The sequence below is a fragment of the Tumebacillus permanentifrigoris genome (assembly GCF_003148565.1).
GTDB lineage: Bacteria > Bacillota > Bacilli > Tumebacillales > Tumebacillaceae > Tumebacillus > Tumebacillus permanentifrigoris.
This window is the reverse complement of the sequence record NZ_QGGL01000006.1, coordinates 181,447-206,261: the sequence shown is the minus strand read 5'-3', so window position 1 is coordinate 206,261 and position 24,815 is coordinate 181,447. Positions and strand designations below refer to the sequence as shown.

General features: G+C 57.0%; 21 protein-coding genes. 5 read left to right on the top strand and 16 right to left on the bottom strand.

What is annotated here, in order from left to right; translation table 11 throughout:
• Nucleotides 1-6: 6 nt before the first annotated feature.
• From C7459_RS08900 to C7459_RS08880, 5 genes are all read right to left on the bottom strand, one after another.
• Nucleotides 7-5,790: an SDR family oxidoreductase gene (locus C7459_RS08900; protein ID WP_109688486.1), complete on the bottom strand. Its 5,784-nt coding sequence runs from the start codon at nucleotides 5,788-5,790 to the stop codon at nucleotides 7-9.
• A complete protein-coding gene (locus C7459_RS08895; protein ID WP_170119372.1) occupies nucleotides 5,787-7,571 on the bottom strand; it encodes an acyltransferase domain-containing protein in 1,785 nt (594 codons plus the stop codon). The genes C7459_RS08900 and C7459_RS08895 overlap by 4 nt, the downstream gene beginning before the upstream one ends.
• A gap of 232 nt (nucleotides 7,572-7,803) precedes the next feature.
• Nucleotides 7,804-8,226: an acyl-CoA thioesterase gene (locus C7459_RS08890; protein WP_109688484.1), complete on the bottom strand. Its 423-nt coding sequence runs from the start codon at nucleotides 8,224-8,226 to the stop codon at nucleotides 7,804-7,806.
• Between the two features lie 96 nt (nucleotides 8,227-8,322).
• Nucleotides 8,323-9,111: a TIGR00266 family protein gene (locus C7459_RS08885; RefSeq protein ID WP_109688483.1), complete on the bottom strand. Its 789-nt coding sequence runs from the start codon at nucleotides 9,109-9,111 to the stop codon at nucleotides 8,323-8,325.
• Nucleotides 9,112-9,212: 101 nt separating this feature from the next.
• Nucleotides 9,213-10,943, bottom strand: coding sequence for a lipase/acyltransferase domain-containing protein (locus C7459_RS08880; protein WP_109688482.1), 1,731 nt, complete (start codon nucleotides 10,941-10,943; stop codon nucleotides 9,213-9,215).
• A gap of 166 nt (nucleotides 10,944-11,109) precedes the next feature.
• Between C7459_RS08880 and C7459_RS08875 the strand changes: the two genes are divergently transcribed.
• Nucleotides 11,110-11,583, top strand: coding sequence for a hypothetical protein (locus tag C7459_RS08875; protein WP_109688481.1), 474 nt, complete (start codon nucleotides 11,110-11,112; stop codon nucleotides 11,581-11,583).
• A gap of 81 nt (nucleotides 11,584-11,664) precedes the next feature.
• Here the strand turns inward: C7459_RS08875 and C7459_RS08870 are convergent, their stop codons facing one another.
• The 3 genes from C7459_RS08870 to C7459_RS08860 are packed head-to-tail and all read right to left on the bottom strand — an operon-like array spanning nucleotide 11,665 to nucleotide 15,382.
• Nucleotides 11,665-13,527: an ATP-binding protein gene (locus tag C7459_RS08870; RefSeq protein WP_109688480.1), complete on the bottom strand. Its 1,863-nt coding sequence runs from the start codon at nucleotides 13,525-13,527 to the stop codon at nucleotides 11,665-11,667.
• 3 nt (nucleotides 13,528-13,530) lie between these two features.
• The gene (locus C7459_RS08865; protein ID WP_109688479.1) at nucleotides 13,531-14,601 is read right to left on the bottom strand and encodes a DNA double-strand break repair nuclease NurA; all 1,071 of its coding nucleotides are present in this window, start codon (nucleotides 14,599-14,601) and stop codon (nucleotides 13,531-13,533) included.
• A 4-nt stretch (nucleotides 14,602-14,605) separates the two neighbouring features.
• Nucleotides 14,606-15,382: an enoyl-CoA hydratase/isomerase family protein gene (locus C7459_RS08860; RefSeq protein WP_109688478.1), complete on the bottom strand. Its 777-nt coding sequence runs from the start codon at nucleotides 15,380-15,382 to the stop codon at nucleotides 14,606-14,608.
• Nucleotides 15,383-15,518: 136 nt separating this feature from the next.
• Here C7459_RS08860 and C7459_RS08855 point away from each other — a divergent pair, with 136 nt between their 5' ends.
• A complete protein-coding gene (locus C7459_RS08855) occupies nucleotides 15,519-16,706 on the top strand; it encodes an aminotransferase class I/II-fold pyridoxal phosphate-dependent enzyme (protein WP_109688477.1) in 1,188 nt (395 codons plus the stop codon).
• A 28-nt stretch (nucleotides 16,707-16,734) separates the two neighbouring features.
• A complete protein-coding gene (locus C7459_RS08850) occupies nucleotides 16,735-17,970 on the top strand; it encodes an alanyl-tRNA editing protein (RefSeq protein WP_109688476.1) in 1,236 nt (411 codons plus the stop codon).
• A 59-nt stretch (nucleotides 17,971-18,029) separates the two neighbouring features.
• On the opposite strand, the gene C7459_RS08845 is transcribed toward C7459_RS08850, so the two are convergent.
• The 3 genes from C7459_RS08845 to C7459_RS08835 form a co-directional block, all read right to left on the bottom strand.
• Nucleotides 18,030-18,320 carry an Mpo1-like protein gene (locus tag C7459_RS08845; protein WP_109688475.1) on the bottom strand — a complete coding sequence of 97 codons (291 nt, stop codon included), beginning with the start codon at nucleotides 18,318-18,320 and terminating at the stop codon, nucleotides 18,030-18,032.
• A gap of 91 nt (nucleotides 18,321-18,411) precedes the next feature.
• The gene (locus C7459_RS08840) at nucleotides 18,412-19,608 is read right to left on the bottom strand and encodes an iron-containing alcohol dehydrogenase (RefSeq protein WP_109688474.1); all 1,197 of its coding nucleotides are present in this window, start codon (nucleotides 19,606-19,608) and stop codon (nucleotides 18,412-18,414) included.
• A gap of 87 nt (nucleotides 19,609-19,695) precedes the next feature.
• A complete protein-coding gene (locus tag C7459_RS08835) occupies nucleotides 19,696-20,817 on the bottom strand; it encodes a hypothetical protein (protein WP_109688473.1) in 1,122 nt (373 codons plus the stop codon).
• 163 nt (nucleotides 20,818-20,980) lie between these two features.
• On the opposite strand from C7459_RS08835, the gene C7459_RS08830 reads away from it, so the two are divergent.
• Nucleotides 20,981-21,826: a zinc metalloprotease HtpX gene (locus C7459_RS08830; protein WP_109688472.1), complete on the top strand. Its 846-nt coding sequence runs from the start codon at nucleotides 20,981-20,983 to the stop codon at nucleotides 21,824-21,826.
• A gap of 102 nt (nucleotides 21,827-21,928) precedes the next feature.
• On the opposite strand, the gene C7459_RS08825 is transcribed toward C7459_RS08830, so the two are convergent.
• The gene (locus tag C7459_RS08825; RefSeq protein ID WP_109688471.1) at nucleotides 21,929-22,414 is read right to left on the bottom strand and encodes a ferritin-like domain-containing protein; all 486 of its coding nucleotides are present in this window, start codon (nucleotides 22,412-22,414) and stop codon (nucleotides 21,929-21,931) included.
• A gap of 145 nt (nucleotides 22,415-22,559) precedes the next feature.
• Between C7459_RS08825 and C7459_RS08820 the strand changes: the two genes are divergently transcribed.
• Complete coding sequence (locus C7459_RS08820) at nucleotides 22,560-23,186, top strand: hypothetical protein (RefSeq protein ID WP_109688470.1); 627 nt, start codon at nucleotides 22,560-22,562, stop codon at nucleotides 23,184-23,186.
• 47 nt (nucleotides 23,187-23,233) lie between these two features.
• On the opposite strand, the gene C7459_RS08815 is transcribed toward C7459_RS08820, so the two are convergent.
• From C7459_RS08815 to C7459_RS08800, 4 genes are all read right to left on the bottom strand, one after another.
• The gene (locus C7459_RS08815) at nucleotides 23,234-23,506 is read right to left on the bottom strand and encodes a DUF2621 family protein (protein ID WP_109688469.1); all 273 of its coding nucleotides are present in this window, start codon (nucleotides 23,504-23,506) and stop codon (nucleotides 23,234-23,236) included.
• 101 nt (nucleotides 23,507-23,607) lie between these two features.
• On the bottom strand, nucleotides 23,608-23,880 hold the full coding sequence (locus C7459_RS08810) for a DUF2621 family protein (RefSeq protein ID WP_109688468.1): 273 nt from the start codon (nucleotides 23,878-23,880) through the stop codon (nucleotides 23,608-23,610).
• A gap of 12 nt (nucleotides 23,881-23,892) precedes the next feature.
• Nucleotides 23,893-24,210 carry a hypothetical protein gene (locus C7459_RS08805; protein WP_109688467.1) on the bottom strand — a complete coding sequence of 106 codons (318 nt, stop codon included), beginning with the start codon at nucleotides 24,208-24,210 and terminating at the stop codon, nucleotides 23,893-23,895.
• 41 nt (nucleotides 24,211-24,251) lie between these two features.
• Complete coding sequence (locus C7459_RS08800; RefSeq protein ID WP_245884467.1) at nucleotides 24,252-24,740, bottom strand: DUF169 domain-containing protein; 489 nt, start codon at nucleotides 24,738-24,740, stop codon at nucleotides 24,252-24,254.
• Nucleotides 24,741-24,815: the final 75 nt, after the last annotated feature.

Genomic DNA, 24,815 nt, shown 5'->3' with positions numbered 1-24,815 from the left:
GATGGTTTAGGAGACGCTGTGCGAAGTGGGGAGCTGTTGCAGGAAGTCACCACTGACGCTGTGGCAATACCCCAAAACCGTCCCGGTCACGTCGTGCATCTGGAAAATGATCTTGCCTTCGGGATTCACCGCCACAAAGCGGTTGCTGCTATCCTGCTCCAAGTCGATGTTGCGCGGGGTGGCATACAGTTCGATCGACGCATATTTCTCAGCGAAATGACAGTCGCTGCCCGTCTCGTACATATCGATTCGGCGGATGCGAGCTGGTGCCGCCAACGGCAGGTACTCCCCTTCCACATAGCCGAGCACCGCCACGCGAGCCAGTCCGTCCAGCATGATGCTGGGGATCAGGAACGAGGAGAACACCGGATCGTTCGACTCCACGCCCAGTTCGTAGGTTGCGCGTTTGCCAAGCGGATGCTGACGCGTGTTGGTCGTCGAGACGAACATGTCGGTCAGCAGCACGGGCGCTTTCGGGAAATGGTACGGGTCTGGGATGAACTGCTCTCCACGCGAGTCCCAATGCGACCAGTGCGGCGCAGGCGGGACTTCGCCACTCAGAATCACTTTGGCTTCAAAGTGCAACTTGTCTCGCACCAGCACCGTGCCATTCGGGGCCACGATGTCGGTGAGCACCAGCACTTGCACCTTGGTTTGGTGCGGTGTCTGTTCGAGGATCGTCGCTTTGATTTTCTTGGTGCTCGGTTTGGACTTGTCGTACACGCGCAGGAAGTGATGGAAGACCACATCCTCGAACGCGATGACCTGCTGCTCCGGGTACAGCGCTAGTGCTGCTTCGGCCGCAATCTCCGGGACGAACGTGCCCGGCAATGTTGCAAATCCATTGACGACATGATGGCGGAGATAGGCGTCCTTCTCCAGATCGAACACCCGTTCAAAAACGACCTCCTTCGAGGTGCGGCTGAGTTCGCGGTCGAGGTAGAAGGAATGCGTGGGTACTGCTGCCTTCGTCGGCGCGACACGACCTTGGAAAAAGTCCGGGATGACGCGAGTGATCGCGTTTTTCTCCGCTGTGCCGAGGTGGAACGTCTCCGATGCCCGTTGCGCCAGCGAGATCTCGCGGATGAAGTGGTGGATGCCCTCCTCTGTACACATGCTGGTGAACAGCGCGCTTTTTTCCAAAAAGGACTTGGTCAGCGGGTTGGCACCTAGACCGACGCTTTTCCACAGCGTCCAACCGATCGTGAACTCGTCGTTGCCTTGGGTCTGCGAAACGAAGGATGCTGCCGTGGAGAGGAAGTTGTTCGCCGACGCATAGTCGGTTTCGCCCAGTTGCCCGGTCAGCCCGATGAATGACCCGAAGTTGCACCACAGGCGCGGCGGGTGGTTTTTCAGCACATGCTTGAGGTTGAGGTAGCCTTGGATCTTGATGTCGCGGATGGCGCGGAAGTCTCCCAGTTGTTTGACTGGGGTTGCCGCCGAACGGTTGAGTCCTGCGGCGTTGATCAGCAGATCGATCGGACGCTTTTGTTCACGGTGGATGATCTCGAACGCACGGGTGAGGTCTGCGCGGTTCGTGACATCGCAGGCGATGTAGCGAACTTTTTCCGAACCGCAGTGGGCGATCATCGCTTGCAGGTTCTGCCGCGCTGAGCGGGCTTCGGCCATGCGGTCGAATTCCTTGTTCAACTGGCCGAGCGTTTTCTGCGGATGGGCCGCTTTGTGCTCGCGGAGGTAGTCCTTGCGGCGGGCGGCAAACTCTGCCTCTGTGCCTTGGAACACGTGCTCCGGGTATTGATCGAGCGAGTTGCGCCCGATGATGTACAGGGTCGGGCGGAAGTGCTGGGCGACCGCCTTCAGCAGTTCGGCCGTGATGCCACGCGCACCGGCGGTGGCGACGACCAACGAAGACTCGTCGATCGTGGCGAGACCGTCTGCTGGGAGCACACCTGCGACCTGTTCGACGACTGTGGTTTTGCGGACGCCGTCTTGGTACGCGACGAGGGGCAGGAGTTGTGCGTAGCGGCTCTCCTGCTCCGCTTTTGCCATGCCGTCTTGTACGTTTGCATCATCGGTTTGCACCAGCAGGATCACGCTGTTCGGGAGCTCCAACGCGGCGCTCTTGGTCAATCCGCCGAAGAGTCCGCTGTACGGGTGCAGGACACCGCTCGGCGATGAATTGAGCAGCAGGGTCAGGTAGGAACTCCCGTCCTCTGCCAAGGCATCGAAGCAACACTTGAGCACGAGGAAGCTCAGATCATGCAGCTTGAGCAGACGCGTCGGCGCTTCGGAGAGGCAGTCTGGGACTGGCGCAGACAGGTTGAGATCGCTGACGACGCGGATGTGCTTGAAGCTACGTCCCAGTTGCGACAGGAAGGCTTGAACTGCTTCCTGCGTGATCTCCGGGAGGTGGTGGATGCCGGTCGTTGCTGGTTCTGACGAGAGGATGACCGCACGGTCTGCATAGGCGGTCATCAACTCAGGACGGTCGGTGATCACCAGCGTGTCTGGCGAGAGGAAGGACTGTCCGGCGCGCACGACAGTCCCTGTGACCGGTGCGAGTGTAGCGACGTGGCGTTCCAATTCCAAGGCTTGTCCCGGCGCCCACTCGTCGGTTTTGAAAAACGCATCCGGGACGCGTGTCTGTTTGGGCTGATCAGACGGCGGGTGGGGGACGGTCAAGCGCAGCGTTTTGGCACGCTCGCCCTCTTCCGTTTTGCAGACGACGGTCGTCTCCGGTTGGCGTTGGATCAAGGCTTTGAGGAGGCCGAGCGCACCCTCTGCTCCCATGTAGTTGGTGTTCGCTCCGCTGATGCCACATTCGACGTCCGTGGCCTTGGTGGTCTCGGACGCTTTTCCATCCTCGAGGAAGCCCAGCACTGGGAGACCTCCTGCGACGGCGGTGGATTCGCGGACGAGGGCGAACATAAAGCAACCTTCCGCGATCTCCAAGCTCGGATTGTGCAGGAGTTCACGGATCGCTTGGATGTTTTCCGGTGTGGTGTTGCCGTGCAGTCCACCGACCAGCGCCATGTTCAGTTCGTGACTGCGCAAGTAGCGACACGCCACTTCCAAGGCGCTGAAGGAAGATTCGAACCCGGTGTCGATCGCCATGTTCAAGCCCTTCAAGTCAAAGTAGTTCGCCACCCGTGCCGGGATGACATTGGGCATGATGCCGGGGAACGAGTCCTCGTTGGAGGAGATCACCAAGCGTTTCACTTCGCGGCGCAATCCGTCGATGCTCTCCTCCAGCAGTCTGGATTCGACATGTTCACGCAGCACGCGCACGACATCATCGAGGTAGACACGCGAGCCGTACAACGTCGAATGTCGGGTCAAGCCCATGTGACCCATGATCACGCCGGTGGATGTTTTGTTGCCATCCCAGAATTCCCCGAGTTGGTCGCGCAGGTTGTGCGAGCATTCCAAGATCATCAGTTGGCAGCGGTCGATCGTGCGGACAGTGCGCGGTGGCATGCGGACTTTTTGGAACGACGGTTCGGGGTAGAACTCGCCAAACGTTGCTTGTGGAAACTTCCCAGCACCCTTCAGCCACTGCGTGATCTCTTGGGAGGAATCCAGTCCGGGCACATGTGCGGCCCAGCCGACGATGGCGATGCGGTCGCTCTCATCGAGTTTGGGCGCGGGCGTGGATTGCGTGTCCGGGCGGTACTCCTCGACCACCAAGTGCGCATTGGTCCCGCCAAAGCCAAATCCGGAGATCGCGGCGGTGCGCGGTTTCGATCCTTTGGATTCCCAGACGACTGGAGACTTCGGAATCGTCAGGTTGGACGATTCGATGCCGAACAGATCAGGCGGCGTGTCGAAGCGGTGCTGGGGCGTGATCACGCCTTTTTGCAGACTCATCAGCACTTGGATCAAGGACACGACCCCTGCGGCCCAGCCGGTGTGTCCGATCAGCGACTTGTTGGAGGTGACGTAGATCGGATGGTCGGCGCTCAGTTTGTTGCGCAACGCCGTGAATTCGGTCAAGTCGCCCGCCGGCGTGCCTGTCGCATGGGCGATGACCCAATCGACGTTGTCCAATTCCACGGCGGGTTGGGCAAGTGCTCGCTCGATCGCCAGCCCTTGACCGTCCGGGCTCGGGGCGTAGATCGCTTTGCCTTTGCCGTCGGAGGATGCGCCGAACGCTTTGACCACGCCGAGGATGCGATCGCCATCGCGTTTCGCACGATTCAGTTTTTTCAAGACGACGACGCCTGCCCCGTCGGAGAACAGCACGCCATCTGCCGCTTTGTCGAGCGGGCGCACTTGGCCGCTGGTCGACAACCCATGCAATTTGGCAAACAGGACGGAACTGCGCGGACCCAAGGCGAACGCCCCCCCGCAGACGGCCACATCGTGCTCGCCAGTCAGCAGACCTTTGATGCCGATGTCAACGGCATACAGCGACGAGGAGCAGGCGGTGTCCACCAACGTCAATTCCGTGTCTTCTGGCAACACATCGCGCATGGCGTTGTGGCCGACGCGATGCGGCAGGAGTTCGGAGACGGGAACGGCACCGCGGGCAAATTCTTTTTGCAGCGCTTTGCTCGCTTGTTCCAAGATCGCCTGTTTTTCCGCCGGAGTGGCCTCCATCTCTTCGACGATCTGGTTGAGGTGATGAAGGGTGCTGTTGATGATCATCGACTCTTCGAGGTTCTGGTTGCCATCCGGGGTGTACCCCACGACAAATGAAAACTTGTCATCCGCTTGCAGCTTGACGCCCTCCAGCGATTGTTGCAGCGAATGACGAAGCCAAAAGGTCGTCAGTTCGGTGTTGGTGTCGGGTACGAAATCGGTAATGAAGCCAGAGGTGTTCTGATACGTTTTGTCCTCGGCGGTCGCATCGCTGGAGTAGAAGGAATTGTTCTCCCAACGGTCGCGCGGGATGTAGCGGAACAGGTCCGGGCCTTCGGTGAGCACATCCCAGAACTCCTCTGGATTCTGCGCGCCAGGCACGACCAAGCCCATCCCGACGATCGCGATGTCCGCGCAGTCTTCGTCGAGGTCTGCCGGTGCGGCCGGTTCCGTTTTGGGCAACTCCGGTTGCAGACGCGGTGCCAAAATCGATCCGCCCAGCGACATGCCACCATCGACCAACAGCATCTGCCCGGTCATGAAGCGGGACTGTTCCGAGAGCAGGAACATCGCGAGGTCTGCCAAGTCCTCCTCTGTGCCGATGCGGCCTAACGGGGTCGCTTCGACGACGCGGCGGTACATCTCTTCATACGCAGGGAAACGTCGCGCCACATCGTTGTCCAGCATGTTGGCGGACGCCGTGTTGACGCGGATGTTCTGCTGGCCGAACTCGTAGGCGAGGTAGCGGGTTAGCGACTCCAGCGCCGCCTTCGAGGTGCCGACGGTGAGATAGTCGGCGGCGACCTGTGAGGAGCCGATCGAGGACAGGTTGACGATCGAACCTCCCCCGCGCTTCTTCATCAGAGCGGCCGCACGGCGGGCACACCAGAAACTCCCCTTCAAATTGGTATCCAAGGCGCGGTCAAAAGCGGCCTCGTCCGTGTGCTCAACATCTGCAAAAACGCCTGAGGCTGCGTTGTTCACGAGGATGTCGAGGTACCCATACTCCGCTTCGATCTGGTCGAACATGCGATCCACTTGGTCTTGGATCGCGACAGATGCGCGGATCAGGTCGACTCGGGCACCCATCGCTTCCAGCTCGGCTTTGGTTTGTTTAGCGGCATCGAGGGAGTGGAAATAGTTGAGGATGACGTGTGCGTTTTGTTCGACGAGACGTTTGGCGATGATCTTGCCCACGCCCTTGGCACCACCGGTGACCAGCGCCAGTTTGCCTTTCAAATCGTTCATACTCGCGCGACCTCCTTGGTCATCATCGAGTGTACAAAGTCGGTGATCTGCCCCATCGTCGGGTAATCGCTCAAGCGGAAGTCGGCTTGGCGCGGCGGCAAGTTGTATTGCTCACTGACGCGCGCCATCAGTTCGGTTTGTTTCACAGAGTCCACTCCGAGTTCGGCTTCCAACGCCACATCTTCGGTGAAAACTTCCTCCGGGTATTCCAACGCTTCGGCGTAGAGCGAGACGAGCTGCCCGAACAATTGCTCGCGAGCAGGTGCTGCGGGCGTTGCGGGTGCATCAGGTGCTGTGGGTGCTAAGGTCGTAACAGATCCAGACGGAGCCGTGTCGGAAACGTCTGCCGGAGCACCGTCTGGCAACTTTTCATAGACATACGCCGCGATCTGTCCCATCGTCGGGTAATCGCTCAGGCGGAAGTCGGAGGGGCGCGGCGGCAAGTTGTACTGCTCGCTGACACGCGCCATCAGTTCAGTCTGTTTCACAGAGTCCACACCCAGTTCCGCTTCCAAGGCCACATCCTCCGTGAACACCTCTTCCGGGTACTCCAATGCTTCTGCGTAAAACGCAACCAGTTCTTGATACACTTGCTGGCGTTGCGGCTTGGCGACAGCAGGTGCGTGGACTTCCTGTACTACCTGCACTTCCTGTACGTCCTCACGAGTCCCCGCAACCGCCACTTCTCCCAACGTGCCAACCTGTTGGTTCAGGAACGTCAGCAGCTCTTGATGAATGTAGTTCTGAATCTGCGCGCCATGCGAGGCCCAGAATTGATCGAGCAAGTTGGCGGCCAACAGTCCACGGTCACGCAGAATTCCCTCCGCGTGTGCCAACGAAATTTTTTCTCCTACACCGTTTTGCAACAAAGGAATCGTCACGAATCCTTCCTCCCCCTTTAAAATCGTATGGGTCGCTTTGCACAAGGCATCCCTCGCCCCGCACTCGACGAACACCCGAACACCCGCTTCGAACGCGCCACGGATTCCCGCCGAGAAATTCACAGGGCGGACGAAGTGCTCCGCGAGACATGCGCCCAGATCATCCTCATCGCTGTACGTCCGACCTAGAATCGGAGAATAGACTGGCACCTGCAACGGTGCCTGCTCGATCTGCTTCAAGCGACGTGCAAACTCCTCCACCGCCGGTGCCAACATCGGGTTGTGGAACGGATAGGGTGATTTGAGGAGCACGGTCGAGATGTTCACCGCCTTGCAGACGTCCTTCAGCACACGAATCCGATCGTCCGGCCCGGAAACGACGATCTGACCGGGATGATTCAACACAGACACCACCGCGTTCGGCTCGCGGAGCAAGCCGAGCAGATGCTCGACGCGTTGCAGGTCTGTGGACAACGCCAGCATCGAACCTTGGACATGCCCCAACTGTTGCAAGGCGTGGATGCGATGACACACGATCTCCGCCCCTTGGCGTATCGTGTAAGCTCCGGCGCAGACCAGCGCTGCGATCTCCCCGAAACTGTGGCCGATCATCACTTCAGGTCGGAAGCCTTGCGCCTCCAGCAGCTTGTAACTGGCGACGCCGATGCCATACAACGCCATCTGCAACAAGTCTGGATGGCGCTCTAAGAAGTCAGGGAGTTCAAGTTTGTTCTCCGCAAAGAGAAGCTCGGAGATCGATTGGCCGAGCTTGTCCACTGCGACCTGTTCGATCTCTGCGAACACCGCTTGGATTTGCGGATACGCAGAGGAGAGTTCATGAAAAACTCCACCGTAATACGCTCCCTGACCGGGGAACAACACTGCAACCTTGTCACTCAAAACAGACACCTCGTTTGGAATCAATTTTCAACTTTAAAGCCTTTGTAATATAATGAAGATATACTCATGTTTCCATTGTTATTAATTCATGATAGAAGCCTATATGGGAATATACAAGGTTATTTGGTAAACAATAGGTATTCGTAGGAAATAAGACTTCCTGTACATTTCTCCTAGAGAACGACAAAAAAGGAGAACCCGATGGATTCCCCTTTTTTTATACCCTATGCAATTACGAACGAAGTGCGGGCACACCCACCGGGCCTTCGCGATGTTGCTCCAGTTGTTGGCGTTGTTCCGCTGACAACGGAAGGGCTTGGTGGTGTTCAAAATCAAAGCCGAGCAATGTAGCCTTGCCGCGTGCGACCCAATTCCCCTGCTCGTCTTGGAGCGCCTGTTCCACCACGAAGCTGGAGCCGCCGATTTTTCCGATCCACGTGAGGACGGTGAGTTTCTGCGCGTACACCGCTTCTCGCAGGAAATCACAGGCGTTCGACGCGACGATCAAATTCCAGTTGCGGATGTTCAAGTCCGGGTTGAAGATGCGGAACAACTCCCCACGCGCCTCCTCGAAAAAGGTGTAGTAGGTCGCATTGTTCACATGCCCCAAAGCATCGCAATCGTTGAAACGCACAACCAATTCATATGTATACATTGAGATACCCTCCATTCGGATGCAACCCTATCTTAGCATAAAAAAGGAGCCTTGTTGGGAAGGCTCCTTTTTCCAAACACAGCACGCCATGTAGGCTTAGTCTAACAGTCTGCCCAACCCGCCGAGGATGCTGCCCTCGTCACGGCTGCCCCCGTTTTTCGGAGCTGCGGCGAAGACGCGAGAGGCGAGGCGGGAGAACGGAAGCGATTGCACCCAGACGCGGCCCGGACCGCGCAAGGTGGCGAAGAACAAGCCCTCCCCGCCGAACAGCGCCGTCTTCACACCACCGACGAATTCGATGTCATAGCTGACCGACTGTTCAAACGCGACCACACAGCCGGTGTCGATGCGCAACAGCTCGCCCGGATTCAGTTGGCGCTCGTAGATCGTGCCGCCAGCATGGACAAAAGCAAGGCCATCGCCTTCGAGCTTCTGCATGATGAAACCTTCACCGCCAAAGAATCCGACGCCCAGCTTGCGTTGGAATTCGATGCCGACGGAAACGCCCTTCGCCGCGCAGAGGAAGGCATCTTTTTGACAGATCACTTTTCCGCCCATCGCGGAGAGATCCATCGGGATGATCTTGCCCGGATACGGTGCGGCAAACGACACGTGGTTTTTGCCTGGGCGAGTGGAGGTGAAGACGGTCATGAACAAGCTCTCCCCGGTCAGCAGGCGTTTGCCCGCGCCGAACAGCTTGCCCATCAAGCCCTTGCCCCCCTGCCCGGAGCCGTCGCCAAAAATCGTCTCCATCTGGATGCCATCCTCCATCATCATCAAGCTGCCAGCTTCGGCGATGACGCTCTCCTGCGGGTCCAGTTCAATCTCGACGAATTGCATGTCATCCCCGTAAATTTTATAATCGATCTCGTGTGCGCTCGCCATGTCTTGTAGTCCTCCTCCTATGTATCTATCTCTTCTAGTATACCTTCAAATTTTGGTAAAAAAAGCCCCCGATCGCGAACGGTCGGGAGCTTTTTTGCCGCTTAGTGTTGGATGTTGGCTTTGCCGTTGCGGTGTTTGATCTTGAGCGATTGCTTTTGGTTGTGTGCGTATGTGCCGAGGTCTTGCTTGTTTTTAACACCTTCTGCGCCCGTTTCGTAGGTGCGCAGCGAGACAGCGGAATCTTCTGCGGCAACGAACTCGATATCGGAGGCCAGTTCGGTCGGAAGCATCAATTGAACGTTCAGCAGCTGCTTGCCGGTGTGCTCGTCGGTGACTTCACCCGTGCGGATCAGCACGCCGGTCTTGGGACCTTCGGAGATGTACTTGCCTTCGAGGAAGGTGATCTTCTCCTTGCGCCCTGCGGAGTCGGTGACGGTGAACGTGCCGTTGAGTTCTTGCGGTGCGGCGGTCAGCGAGTAGGAGGTGAGCGATTTGTTGTTCAGCGCGGTATTCGGCGTGGAATCGATGCCCGCCACCGGAGCGCTCGGGTAGCCGTGGAGAATCGAGATGACTTTGGAGATGACGTTGTCATCCTTGACGAGACCCATGTGGTCGACGGCAGCCCCTTGGGAACCGCTGTGTACGTAGTAGATCTGACCGCTGGTGTTGCCCGGATTCTGTGCGGAGATCAACGGCACGGTGCCGTCGCCCGCTTTCATGATGTAATCGACTTGGTTCGGATCGCTGAACCAGCAGGAGGAGCAGTAGCTGTAGTTGTACGCCGCTTCGGTGCTCACGCTGTCCGAGACGATGTGGTAGCGTTGCACGCTCGGTGCGGTCGTGTCCCACGCGTTGTGTTTTTGCGAGGAGTAGTCGAACAGCGCCTTGTCTGTTTCGAAGTTGCGCAGTTGGGTGTAGTAGCCTTGGCTGGCATTGAGCGGCGTGTAGGCCGGGTTGCTCGCAGAGTTGATCGTGCCGCGGCCATAGGTGGAGAACATCAGTTGCTCATAGCGATAGGACGGTGCGAGGTGGTAGACTGCCGGCGCGGTTTTGGCGATCGTGTAGCCGGTGGCGTTGTCGACCAAGCCGGACAACGAGAAATTGTAGCCGCCGAGTTTGGAGGACGTCGCACGGGCTGCCAGCGCCGCTCCGAGGAACGGGGTGCCCATCGTGACGTAGTGGTTGATTTTCGGAGCCATCTCCGGGTGGGCGAGCAGGTAGCTTTTCATCAGCATGCCACCTTGGGAATGCGCCACGATGTCGACCGTGGAAGCCCCCGATGCAGCGAGCGCTTGGTTGATTTTCTGCGTGATGCTGTCGAACGACTTGTCGTAGTCTTGGCGCCAGTCATGCGGGAAGCCAAACAACGTCTTGCCCGGCACGTAGCCATCGGCTGCGAAACGGTCGATCATGTGGTTGAAGTAAGCGGTTACATCCCAGTTATCAGCGTCGAGATGCGTGATGCCGTTCAGTCCATAATTGTCGGTCAGCGGCCAGACGCGAACATCGCTGTGCGTCGGAACGACGTCGGTGACGCTTCCGGTGGTCGCGTGTTTCAGTTCGAGGTTGTACTTCAGTTCCTCGTCATTGACCAGCACGTCGAGCGAGAAATGGTCGGCTGCTTTGTCTACCCAGACGATGTCCGAACCGTTGCCGCTGTCATTGTTGTACCCGTTCGGGATGCCCCACAGTTGCGAACCTCCGATGCCAGGGAACAGGATGACGGGCGAGGACGGCGCCGCAGATGCCGGGGTGGCAGGGATCATCCAGGCGGTGGTGCTGACGGCCGCGATTGCGACCAAGGCGGTGATTTTTTTCTTGGTAGCCTTCATTACGTTGACCTCCCTATTTTTAAAATCTACCTATCTATCTTTAAGTTACAACTTTATTTTAAATTTGCATAGAGGTTGACAAGTTTCGGAATTGCATCTTGGCGCAGATTCTACTAGAATTAGAAGGGCTGAATTCTCCAATGGATTAGAAAACGAGGCGATATAGATGAAGATGAGCAAACGCAGCAAGTGGATCATCGGGCTGGCGATTCTGATGATGTTCGTGATTTATGGATCGTATGGCTACCAGCCGTTCTACTCCGAAGTGGAGTTCGTCAAAGGCCCGGCGAACACCCAGCACGACCTGAGCAAACTCCCGAATCTCTTGCTGGAACAACCGACGACAGACGCGGCGACACCGATGCGCGGGCCTGTGGAGTTCATCAAAAGCGATCTCCAAGGGTACAAGAAAATCGAGGTCGAGTACCAAGTGCTCACCGACACGAAACCGGGTCAGATCAAACCGGATGCCCTGACCAAGAACCCCAATCTACTCCAAGGTGTGAAGCAAGTTCCGGTCTACCTGATCTCCTTCAGCGGAATGGATTTCCCAGCAGCAGACGGCACGACACACCATGAAAAAGTTTTCGTGGTCGATGCAAATTCAGGTGAGACGATGTACGAGTTCAGCTATCGATAGACCTACCCACCAATCTCCAACGCAAAAAGCTCTCCGACACTCGTGTGTCGGAGAGCTTTTTTTATCTGCCAAGGCCTAGTTCTAAGCCTTGCTGTAGCGCGAACCAAATGGCGTGCTGACTTTGATCAGTTTGCCTTGGTCAACAAAGTCTTCCAAGGTCTTCTCCAACTCGTCGAAGGAGAGCAGGCGGCCGACTTTGCGCCCGACTTCGGTGAGGTAGGCGTTGAGGTTGGCGGCATCGATCGGGAGCGAGGGCAGGACGGCTTCCCAGACTTTTTCATCCTGTTCCGCGAACCCTTCCTCCAACTCTTCAAATGGATTTTTGAAGTGTGGCGAGGTTGTTTTCGAGACGCGGATGCGCACGGCGGTGGTACGACCTGTGATCGCAGACGAGATGAACGCCGTCCCGGACGACAGGTACGGGAGGCGGTTGGCTTCCTCCGCCGTGATGTCGGTCTCTTCCTTAATAACGGAGATGTCGACAGAACGCACGGTGCGGAACACCATCTTGGTCGAGAGCTGCGCCGTGATCGTGTCGTCCAAAAGCGCGGGGCGCTGGGTCGCAAACACGAGGAAGACCCCGTACTTCCGCCCTTCCTGCGCGATCTCCTTCAAAACGCCCTTGGCCGGTGCCGGGACATCGCCTTTGGGCGCGAAGTTGTGCGCTTCATCGGTGATGATCACGAACGGCGGGAACTTTTCTTCAACCGGGCGGCCTTTTTGGATCGAGTCGCGGTAGTCGCGGCGCTTGCGATAGAGTTTGCGCACGACGTAGAACGCGAACACGTTCAAGAAGTACATCGAGCCCCGGATGACGACCAGTTGCCTTTTCGCAAAAGCTTCCTCGACGAGTTTGGTGCCCGCACTGGTGAAGACTCCCTCCATCTCCAAGCGCGTCAGACGGCGCAGGACGGAGCGCAAGGTGCCGGAGAAACCGCCGACTTTGTCCTTGTACTTGACCAGCAAGTCATTGAGGAGTTTGACCCGTTCCTTGTCGTTGGGGTGGAGATACTCGTCGCGGGATTGCTCGCGGATTTCCTTTTCATTGTCTAGCGCTTCTGCGAGGTTCGCCATGCGCGTGGAGTAGGACAGGAAGCTGTCCGCCTTTTTGTGCAGGACTTTGATCGCCGTCTCCATCGCGTCGGTGATGCTCCCTGACGAGGCCCGCAGCAGCGAGACGATGTCGTCCGCAATCAATTCGGAAAACTCGATCCCGATGTCTTCGCCAGCGTCGAGGGTCACGAAACGCTTTTTAAAACTCTGACGGAAGTGGTCGGGCAGATCGGGGAACTCTTGGTCAAAAGTCAGCTCAAAGTGCGGGTCAAATACGACCGCCGGCACTTGCTTCATCATGATCTCTTCTAATAATACCCGCAGGCCGAACGATTTCCCGGAACCCGATCCGCCAAAGATTCCGATGTGCGGATACTGGTCCATCGAGCGGTAGTCGAACACAAACGGCACACCGCCCTGCTCGCGAACGCCAGATTCCTTGTCGAAAAGCAAGGCGACGTTGTGCAGAGACTCTGGCATGTCCTTGGCGATCTCGGCAGAACCTTGGATCACGCCGAGCGTCAACCCTTCGTGCGGCTTGCGTTTGATCAGCAGGTCCTCCACCTCTGCAAATTTCGGCACGCGCACCGCAGCTCCGACTTGTATCGGGGTCTGAAGTTCTTCTAATAGGCGCAGTTTGCCGAGGTGGACCTCCTCATCCTCGATGTCGAAGCCCACCGCGCGCAAACCTTCCATCACGGAAGTATCCACGAGGTTGCTCTGCTCAGAGGCGAGCGGGATGTAGCGGTTGAACGTCATCGTCTCAATCACTTCGGCCTTGGGCTGGCGTTGCTCGCGGTCTTCGATGATCAGAATTTCGTTAATGTGTAACTTGCGTGTACGCGAAGCCACCCACGCTTCGAGCTGGGTCGTTTGTCCGACGATCTGCATGGCTTAGAAGTCCCTCCTGTCCCGTTGGGCGCGCAGGAACGACTCGATGTTCTCCACGTCCACGTTGGTCTTCACGATCAAGTCGATCTGCTTTTTCGTCAGGCGCACTTCGGCGTCGACGAGGTCGAGCCAGAGCGGAATCCCGCGTGACTTGTCCGGGGTGATGGTATAGATGAAATTGATCACATCGTCAACTGCGTCCGCTTGTTGGCGCAGGAAGTCACAGGCGCCCGCTTGTGGCAGATCGGAGAGTCGTGTGAACACGGTGTAAAACTCGTTTTTGATCGGGCGTTCGAGACTGGTCTTCAGCCACTCGCCTTGGTTGAGCGTGCCAAACAGAATCTCGCGGTCGTGACCACGGGCAAACCCTTGCAGCACGTCGTTGCCCAATCGCGACTGCAAGCGGTAGGAGCCGACTTCCTCGATCACACCGACGACCACCGTGTTCATCGCCAGCGCGAGGTCTTCGAATTCCTCCCACAGCTCGCCACCCTTGCCTTTCAAGCGTGAGAACCCGCCGTCCATCAACACGAGATACGGGCGGAAGCGTTGGATCGCTTCGATAGCCGCACGCAATTCCAGTTCAACCATCCGTTGGTCAGCGAGCATGAAGTAGGCTTGCTGTTCGGCGAGATCGTTGAGGCGGGCCGGTTCGTCGATCGCGCCACCCGATTGAATCCCTTGCTGGATCTCCTGTTTGCGCGCTTCCAGAAATGCTTGAATCTCGCGGTAGTGCTCGGGCAAAAGTGGAGACAACAGCTCCACTTTTTCCACCGCTGTCTGCCCCTCGCGATCAGGCAGGGTTGATTTGGCGAGCGATTTGAACAGGTGCAACGTATACGGATAGTTGCCACCGACTTGACCGACCGAACCGTCCACGCCGACGAGCGAACGCCCGCCGAACAGCGCTTGCGTTTCCACCTCGCGCAGACGGCGGGCTTGGCAGAATTCACCGACGGAGGTCTCCAGCGCGGCACGCAGGCTGTTGTTTGAGACGCGTGCGCGGCGCTGGTCGTGCAAGGTGGCGTTCAATCCCTGCAACTGCTCCGCCAGCGTGAAAATCCCTGAGCTCATCCGCTCACCCCTTTTTCCGATTCAGAAAAGCGGCCACCGCCGCATCATGCTCCGGGGTCATCCACAACTTCGCGCACAGCGACGTTTCCCGCTCCATCGCATCCGCGAGTGGCAGAGTTTCCGACGCTCGCATCAACTCCAGCACCCCTTGCACCGCCTGCGCGGAGTTCGCGGCGATCTGGCCTGCGAACACTTTTGCCGCTTCCAGCACATCTCCCGCAGGAACGACCTCGTCAAAAAAGCCGATCTCGCGCGCTCGTTCAGCGTTGATCACTTCGCCTGTGAGCATCATCCGCAAGGCTTGCTGACGTCCGACCACCTGCTGCAGCAACACGCCGCCGCCCCAACCAGGTGCGATGCCGAGTTTGACTTGGATGAAGCCGATCGTCGAGGTCTCCGAACCGATTCGGAAGTGACAGGCCGCCGCCACTTCCCCACCACCCCCGCGTGCGGCCCCATTGACCGCTGCGATGACCGGCTTCGGGAAAGTCGCGATCTGGTGAAGCACATGGCGCATCTGCGACATTTTTTCATAGACTTGTGGCTCAGATTGCAGGTCGGAATGGAATTCCTTCAGATCGCCGCCGGAGATAAAGACGCGGGAGCCTGTCCCGGTCAAGATCAAAGCTCGAATTGATTGATCGTCCCGCACGCGTTGCAAGCCTTGGGCGAGTCCTTCCATGACCGCTGTGCTCACGGCGTTGCTTGCATCTGGGCGGTCGATGCGCAGGATCGCGAGTCCTTCCATCGGAAAAGCTTCATATCGAACGACATCATTCATTTCTTATCGTTTCCTTTCTATGATAAACTGGAGGAGTTAACTCCGCTGCGTTGTATCGGTTCACTGCTCCTCATCGTACCATAAACGCGGCCCGAATCGAACTCAAGATCTACGAGCAGGAGGCCTACTGACAACTATGAACTACGCAGATAAACTCAAATTCCTCACGTCTTCGATCTTCACAGAAATGGCGAATCACAAGCACCGACTGATGGGGCAAGGCATCGATGTGATCGATCTCGGCATCGGCTCACCCGACCTGCCTCCGCCCGACCATGTGCGCCAAGCGTTGGCAGATGCCGTTCTCCAGCCCAACACCTATGGGTACGCGCATCAACAAGGATTCCCGACCTTGCGCACCGCGTTTTCTGAATGGTTCAAAAAGCGGTTTAACGGCGTGGAACTCGATCCGGCGACCGAAGTGTTGACGCTGATGGGTTCACAGGACGGACTCTCGCATCTCCCGGCAGCCCTGATGAATCCGGGCGATCTGGCGTTGATTCCCGATCCGTCCTATCCGGTGTACGCGGCAGGGCTTCACCTCGCATCCGTCGAGATCGCACCGCTCCCGTTGTTGGCGAAAAACAACTTCCTCCCCGACTTCGCTGCGATTCCAGCAGAGGTGGCGAAGCGGGCGAAGATGATGCTGATCTCCTATCCGGGCAACCCGATTCCGGCGGTGGCCGATGAAAGCGTATATCGTGAAGCGATCGAGTTCTGCAAAAAGCACGAGATCGTGCTGGTTCACGACCTCGCGTACTCGGAGTTGGCGTTCGACGACTACCGCCCGATGTCGATTCTGGAGATTCCAGGGGCGAAGGACGTGGCGGTGGAGTTCCACTCGCTGTCCAAAAGTTTCTCGATGGCCGGGTGCCGCATCGGTTTCCTCGCAGGGAATGCGGATGTGGTAAAAGCGTTGGCCACCCTGAAGTCGAACATCGACTACGGTGTGTTCGGTGCTGTGCAGACGGCGGCGACGGTGGCCTTGTCTGGCGATCAGTCCTACACGCGCGAGATGTCCAGCGTGTACCAAGAGCGCCGTGACGCGCTGGTGGACGGTCTAGCGGAACTCGGTTGGGTGGTCGACAAGCCCAAAGCGACGATGTTCGTGTGGGCGAAACTGCCGTACAGCGACATTTCGTCGATGGAGTTCTGCCTGCGCCTCGTCGAGTCGGCCGGTGTCGTGATGATTCCAGGCCAAGCGTTTGGCGAACAAGGCGAGGGGTATGTGCGCATCGCGCTCGTACAACCGGTCGAACGGTTGCAAGAAGTGGTGCGGCGCATCGCAGCCTGCGGAATTTTGACCCCTGTGATGAACAAGTAGACCAGGACTCAAGGGAGGACCCTTACCTATGACTGGCAAACTGTATTACGACGACCCGTACCTGCGCAGATTCACGGCAACGGTGACCGAGTCGGGCGTTGATGCGAACGGTATGCCTTATGTCGTACTGGATCGCACCGCCTACTATCCGACTGGCGGCGGGCAACCGTCAGACCAAGGTACGCTGAACGGCCTGCACGTCGTGGACGTGGAGGAGGTAGCGGGTCAGGTTCGGCACCGTCTGGCACGAGGTGTCGATCTCGAAACTCTGCCGGTCGGCACGACGGTTGAGGGCGAGATCGAGTGGGAGCGCCGCTTCGACCATATGCAGCAGCATACCGGTCAGCACATCCTCTCCGCCGCTTTTGAGGAATTGTACAACGGGGCGACCGTCGGCTTTCATCTCGGTCGTGAAGTTGTGACGGTGGACATCGCTCTGCCCGACCTCTCGCCCGTGATCATCGAAGCTGTCGAGGCGCTTGCGAATCGGATTGTTTTCGAAAACCGTCCGATCGATGCACGCTTTGTCGCCCCAGAGGAATTGGCAGCGCTGCCGTTGCGCAAGGCTCCGAGCGTGACGGAGAACATCCGCATCGTCACCATCCGCGACTTCGATTACAGTCCGTGCGGTGGCACCCATCCGGCGCGCACCGGGGAAGTCGGCCCGATCAAACTGCTCGGCTACGAGCGCTACAAAGGCAATGTCCGCATCCAATTCGTCTGTGGATGGCGCACGTTGAAGGCGATGACCGAAAAGCAACAGATCCTCCGCCAACTCTCCCGCCACCTGACCAGCGGTGAAGGAGAACTGCCCGACAAGATCGAACGCCTGCTCACGGAGCGCAAGGAACTGGAGCGCTCATTGCAAGACATGAAGCAACAGTTCCTGTTTGCCGAAGCGGAGACGTGGCTCGATGCCGCCCTCTCCAAGCGCGGCATCCTGCTCGTCGCCCGCACCTTTGAGGAGCGCCCGATGCAAGAGCTGCAACGCCTCGCGCAACGCATGGCAGAACTCGAACCGTCTGTAGTGGTCCTGCTCGTCTCCGCCGGTGCGAAGTTGCAACTGGTCTTCTCCCGTGGCACAGCGGTCGGACTCGACATGAGCAACGTGCTCAAGTCGGTGCTCCCGCTGATCAACGGCAAGGGCGGCGGTTCCCCGACCCTCGCCCAAGGCGGTGGCGTCACCGAACTGTCCGCCCATGAGGTGTTGGACGACGCCTTGCAGAAACTGGAGATCGAACTGGTGCAGATCTCGGGTATCTAGAGCTTACTAGAAAAAAAGACTCCGCACGCCACAGGCGTGTCGGAGTCTCTTTTTGCTTGCTACTTCAAAGGTTTGCCTGTGGCGAACCCGACGACACGCTTGACGATCCACATCGGGCCGACGAGCAGGTAGACTGGGTTGCGGAAAAAGGATGGCGCATTGCCTTCAAACGCGTGACCGATGAACTGGAGAATCCAGCCCACCACGAACAGGGCCAGCGCCCACTTCCAATCCCAGAACACGAGCGGCAACGACACGACGATCATCGGAATTCCAAAGGCGTGCGTGATTTTGTTCATGCGGTGGGTGTGATCTTGTTTGTATTTTTCAAGGAAGGACAGGTTTTCCATGCGTGAACTCCCCCTCTTTTCTGATTATTATAACATATTCAAAAACCTCACGCAGGGATGCGTGAGGTTTTTTGGCAGGTCGGGATGTCGCTTAGAAACTCTCTTCGTAGATCTTCAGCACATCTTGAACTTCCAGATTGCGCGTTGCCGCGATGAAACCAGCGCCACGACCGCCGACGCGAACAGCATCTGCCGCCATCGGGGCAAGCGATTCGCGGTCGATGCCGACGCCGGACAGTTTGAGGTAGACGTCCATCGACTTGAACCAGTCGATCATCGCTTTGATCGTTTTCTCCGCAGCTACGCGGTCATCCGCTTCCTGTACGCCAAACACATGGCGGCCCAGACGGGCGATGCGATGCGGACGATCGGCGGCAACGATGCGGAAGTACGCCGGTGCGAGGATCGCGAGACCGCGTCCGTGCGAGATGTCAAACCACGCCGACAGGGTGTGCTCCATCGCATGCACAGGGAATGCACCACCACGGCCTCCGTTCGGGATGCCGATCAGCGCGACGGTCGATGCCCACATGAGTGCAGCGCGGGCTTCGTAGTTCTCCGGTTCCTTGTAGGCGACCGGACCCCACTCGACAGCCGCGCGCATCAGACCTTCGGAGATGTGGTCTTGGACATGTGCGTCCTCGGCGCCGGTCAGGTAGGACTCGTACAAGTGTGTAAACATATCGACCGCGCCGTCTGCCGTATAGTCCGGGGCGACGGTGAAGGTCAATTCCGGGTCGATGATCGCGACTCTCGGGTAGAGGGCCGGGCCGCCGACGCCGCCTTTTTCCTTGGTTGGTTCGTGTGTGAGCACACCGCCGCTGTTCGCTTCCGAACCGGTGGCAGCGAGCGTCGGGACGGTCATGATCGGCAGCGCTTCGTTGACAGGCAAGAGCTCCATCCAGCGACCCGTTTGGTTGCCAGAGATGTATTCATGGCTTGGGATGCCCGAGATGGCGACTGCCGCGATCGCCTTCGCCGCGTCCATCGCCGAACCGCCGCCGAGGCCGATGACCAGCCCGCAGTTTTCCTCGCGGGCGATGCGACCGCCCTCGTCCACGGTGTGTGTGCGCGGGTTCGGTTCGATGCGGTCAAATACAACAACTTCCACACCCGCCATTGCCAGCGAATCCAACACGCGTTGCAGGACGCCCGTTTTGCGGGTTGCTGTCCGTCCAGTTACCAGCAGGACCTTGCCCGCGATGCGAGCCGCCTCTGCTCCGACTTTTTCTACTTCTCCACGCCCGAAAACGATCCGGGTCGGCATATGCAATTGAAAGTCCAGCATGGGGAAACCTCCTCTATGTATCGACACTCCTTAGTATAGCGAAACAGGTTGATTGAAACAAACGAGAGAGAGTTGCCGCTTGTTCAACTATTCCTCTTCTTGTTGTGCATGTTGCGCATCCACAATGGCTACGGAGTCTTCGATGGCTTTTTTATTGTTAACCCCAGAGGAGACGTCTTGCTCATCCGAATTCTTTAACATCTTGCCGTTGTCTAACAGGAACTTTGCTGCATGCAGAGCATTGAGGTCCTGCAAGTCTTCAGGTTTCGTATGATCGATTGCTGAATTGTTGAATCGTTTCATACCACCCGATGCATCGATTCTGGCACCGATTTCTTTGCCATCTAAGGAACGCCTTTTGATGACTTGGACATTGTTGATTTGGGAAGCAACTGCATCGGCCAGCGCAGCTATCGCGGTAAACAGTTGGTATCCTGCGAGTCCGCTCTGTGCCTGTTCACTTTTCTTGCCGGCGCCTCCAGCCACGTAGATCTTGGTCACAGGCTCCGAGTCGATCACATCGCCTGCTCTCGCCTTCACAGCTTCATACATTTCGTCAAACATCCCAGGGTCTGACTCGCTGTCAAAGTGTGCAATCGCCAAAATGTCTCCATCCCCCGTGTCGTCCATCTTCAGGTGAAACCCGACGATGACACAAGGGGAAGCCCCGTCTGTATAGAGTCCCGCTTCCAGTTCGGATTGGCTGGCCACCAAGTACATGCCTTGCGGTACTGGCACATCTGCTTTTTTGTTGTTTTTCAACTCGGGTCCGACTGACGATTTGAAGACTTGGTATTGAGCGAAGTAGTCGGCCAATGTCTCGCTTGTAAACGCATCATCGTCGATGAAATCGACAACGTTTTTGTCGAACTTTTCCTCCACCAAACCAGCAAGCCATTTTTTAAATAACATCAGTTCTCCCGACATCTTGATCCCGGTAGAACCATATAAAGTCCCGAATTCTTTGGGAAGGTCTTTGATCGGCATCCTTTGGATCGGCGCGTATGCTTGTGCGTTGCGCTTCATCTGGGACGCCTGCATGGTTTGTAGCATGCGCGTGGTCGCTTGATTGCCAATCGTTTTTTGTAAGGAATGCAGTTGAGTGAGCGGGGACATCCTGCTGGATGTTTGCGGGGTTCTCACAGCTCGGGAAACAGATTGCAAGTTCCTTTCTTCTTCACGAGAAACTTGCTTGGCGTCTTGGCTCATCGTAGATTGCTCCTCTATCCGATCTGAGTTGCTTCTCTAATTATAGGATAGTTCTTATCTAAGAACAAATTTTGTACGTCGGTGAAACTTTTCCCGAGGTGCTGCGTATAACAGGATGAACAACCTATCTGTATCGAATCAAATAAGGAGCTGAACGAACTACATGAACACCTTGAAGACCTGGTTTCTGATGGCGTTGCTGACAGTGCTGATGGTTCTGATGGGTTCTCTGATCGGCGGGCGTGGCGGAGCGACGTTGTTCCTGCTGATGGCCATCGGCATCAACTTTTTCTCGTACTGGTTCTCCGCTTCCATCGCGATTCGCATGACTCGTTCCCGCGAACTGTCTGAGCAAGAAGCGCCGCAACTGTTCCATATTATGTACCGATTGACCCAAAACGCCGGGCTTCCGATGCCGAAATTGTACTTGCAACCAAGCCCGCAGCCGAACGCGTTCGCAACAGGAAGAAACCCTGCAAACTCCGCAGTCGCGGTTACCGAAGGCATCCTGCAAATCCTCTCACCGGAGGAGCTGGAAGGCGTCCTCGCACACGAACTCGCGCATATCAAAAACCGCGACGTGCTGATCTCCACGCTCGCCGCCATTTTTGCCGGGGCGATCACATGGATCTCGAATGCCCTGCAATGGACGATGCTGTTGGGCGGCTCACGTGACGACGAGGACAACCCGCTCGGGATCGTCGGTACCCTCGTCATGATGATCGTCGGCCCGATTGCCGCGCTGCTGATCCAGATGGCGATCTCCCGTTCCCGCGAGTACAAAGCCGACGCGCTAGGTGCTCAGATCTGCGGCAACCCGCACGCTCTCGCCAACGCCTTGGTCAAACTCGAACAAGCGGCGCACCACATCCCGCCAATCGGAATGCAACCTTCGACCTCACACTTGATGATCGTGTTTCCGTTCAAAGGTTCCGGGCTCACCAGCCTGTTCTCCACCCATCCCCCGATTCAGGAGCGCGTATCCCGCCTGCGTGGAATGAGATTCTAAAACACAATCTGCAAGAAAAAAACAACCGTCTGCATGTGCAGATGGTTGTTTTTTTCACGAAAGTCTTCAGATGAGAGAAGGCTTGTCTTTTTGCGAAATGGACTACGGAGTCCTACTCCAGATGTACGAGAACCAAGTTGCATGGCGTGCTTCGTCTGCGGATGCATCTCGCAAGGTCGTTAGGATTCTCTGATCGGTTGTGAACTTTGTGGTCTCTTGGTAAAACTTCGAATCTTCCAATTCGTCTCGAATCGATTCCTCCACACCGACTCTGAAATTCGTCGGAAGTGGATTCGAGGTAAGTTGAGGTTGTCGCCCTTTGGTCAGGACGGAGAAAATCTGTGAAAAGTTCCGAAAGTGAGCGATCTCGTCATTTCTGATGTTGGTGATGATACCCGCGAACTCCTTGTTCGGTGCAAGTTGTACCAACGCTTCATAGGCGCGGATGGCATTGTATTCAGCGTTGGTTGCTTTGGCTACATTTTCGAGTAGATTTTGAGAGACCTGTCCTCGAACGATGGTCTCCATCGGTAAAGCCACAGGATAATACCAAAGTCCATAGTTTCCCAGATTCGATTGATCGTTCATCTAGTAGCCTCCCTCTCGACATTCAACGAAGACAATACCTAGCCTATTCAGCACATCGAGCAGAGGTTCTTGCAAACAACGACACGCACGCAGGATTTGCTCCATACATTCCGGGCACACTATCGACAAAAGGAGGAGGGTTGTCATGAAGTTCGCACGCCTCTCGAAGCTCCTGTTCGCCGCCCTGCTCACCGTGAGCGTCGCGTTGTCCGGCTGCGGCAAAAACTCGGATGTACAGCAAGGAGCCAAGATCCAACAAGTTCAAAACGGGGGCCTCACCTCCCCCTTGCGCAGCACCGATCTCAAGTCCTTCGAAGTGGAACTGTTCCGCACGCTCACCGTGCCGACCACGTCCCAAAAAGACTTCCGCATCCTCGACACCAAGGACACACCCAACGGCACTTATGTTCTCTATACCATCCCCAACAACGACGGTCTCGCTTTTGCCGGACGCCGCGCCGACGGCTCGATCGTGCTCTATCAAGCACATTGGCCGCTCACCGTGTCCGATCCGTCCCAAGACCTCGTCGTCGTGCGCGCCATCCCGCCGAACAGCGGGATCAACAACGGCTATGGCGTGCTGGCAGGTCGTGTCTACAACCCGTTCATCGATACGATTCAAGTCGACTACCGCGATGGCAAAACGGAACGTCTCGATGTCTCGCACAGCCGTGGGTTCATCCTCGTCCGTCCGGGCTTTGACTCCCGTTTCGTCCAAGTCCGCGGCTTCGGTTTCAACGGCAACCCGTACTGGAACGTGGACACCCGCTAACCGGCAACAAAAAAAGAGCACAAGCCGCATGCGGCTTGTGCTCCTTTTTATGCTTCGACAAACAGTTCCTCGTACTGTGCGAGGTCGTACCCTTTGTCGGTCAAAAACTTTTTCATGCGATCGCGATCCGCTTCTTTTTTTGCACCTGCGATGATGTAGCCGCGCAGCACATCCTCGTCGTCCACTGTGCTGTGGCCGGCCTTTTGTGCTTCCGCGAAGATCTGCTTCTCGATCATCTTTTTCGCCATCGGGCGTACCATGAATGGGATCGGGCTCAACAGCTCGTCCAAGAGTTCCTTCGATTGTTTCGTATATTCCACGTGTCGTTTCCTCCTGCTGCATTAGAATTCTTTTCTAGTGTACCCCTTTATGGGCAGAAAAAAAAGAGCAGGACCGCATCCGGTCCTGCTCTTTTTGCAAATTACGCCTGTACGAACATGTCGTCGTACTTGGAAACGTCCTCGACTTTGCCGACGAGCGACGATTTGATTTTCTCCACATCGTTGCCACGAGCCAGACCCATGACGATGTAACCGCGCACGACGTCATCGACGGTCGCTTCCGTGTGACCAGCTTTGTTCGCCTCGTCCGCCACTTTGCCTTCGATCATCTTTTTCGCCATCGCGCGCATCAGGAACGGGAACGGTGCCACCAGTTCGTCCAACAGGGTTTTTGCTTTTGCCTCGAATTTCATTTGCTCGTCCTCCTACTCCGTTTTCGCGGGCTGAAGATCCTCTACGATGATCTGAAACACGCCGCTGCGGCTGACTTTTCCTGAGCGCGTCACCATCCTGCGTTCAGTGAGCGCACCGACTACCGATACTCGCTGGCCTTCGGTCAGTCCCGTAGGCAGTTTGAGCCCGAGGTGGAGGAAGAGCTCTTGCACATGGCTGCCTTCCAACACTTTCAACGGTTCGTTCGGACAGAACTTCGCGAGATAGATCTCCTGGCCCTCTTCAAAGCTGTTGTACGGAAATGGGTCTGAGAGCAGGACACCTTCGACTTGCACTTTCGTCTGGTTCATACAAAATCACCCTTTCGGTGTGTGTTGTTGAAACAGCTCCATCAGTTTCTCATAGGTCGCTGGGAACTCAGCTTCGTAGCGCAGGAAGTGCGGGATCGGGTAGCGGATGCCACCTTTTTGCGTGAAGTGCAAGCCGTCCGACAATATGGCCCGACCACGATCGTACCGCTTTCCTCTGGAGAGAACTTCGGAACGTCCGCTTCCGTCAGGGCGCCCGCCTCCGGCGAGTCGACATACATGCCGCAGGCGAGCGTCCCCTCTTCGTAATACGGCAACACGGGCTCCAAGCCAAATGCGGTCAGCGCGATCGGACAGGACAGGTCATCAGCGCCCATCGCAAGCGTCCAACCATAGCGCCGTGCCATCGAGATGCCTTGGCAGATCGTGATGCGGTTTTGGAGATCGCGCAACGGACGCTTCGCCTTGGCGGGGATGTCCGCTTCCTGCTTGAACACTTTGATCCCCAGCGGGAAACTGTCAGTGCGAACGTAGGTGTCCAACTCCTGTGCATATTTTGCGAGTTGATCCATGATGAGGCGGCCCCTTCCGAAACTCTAAGTTGTATATAAATTAAGTTCGATTTGTGTGGAGAGTTTTCCTTTTTA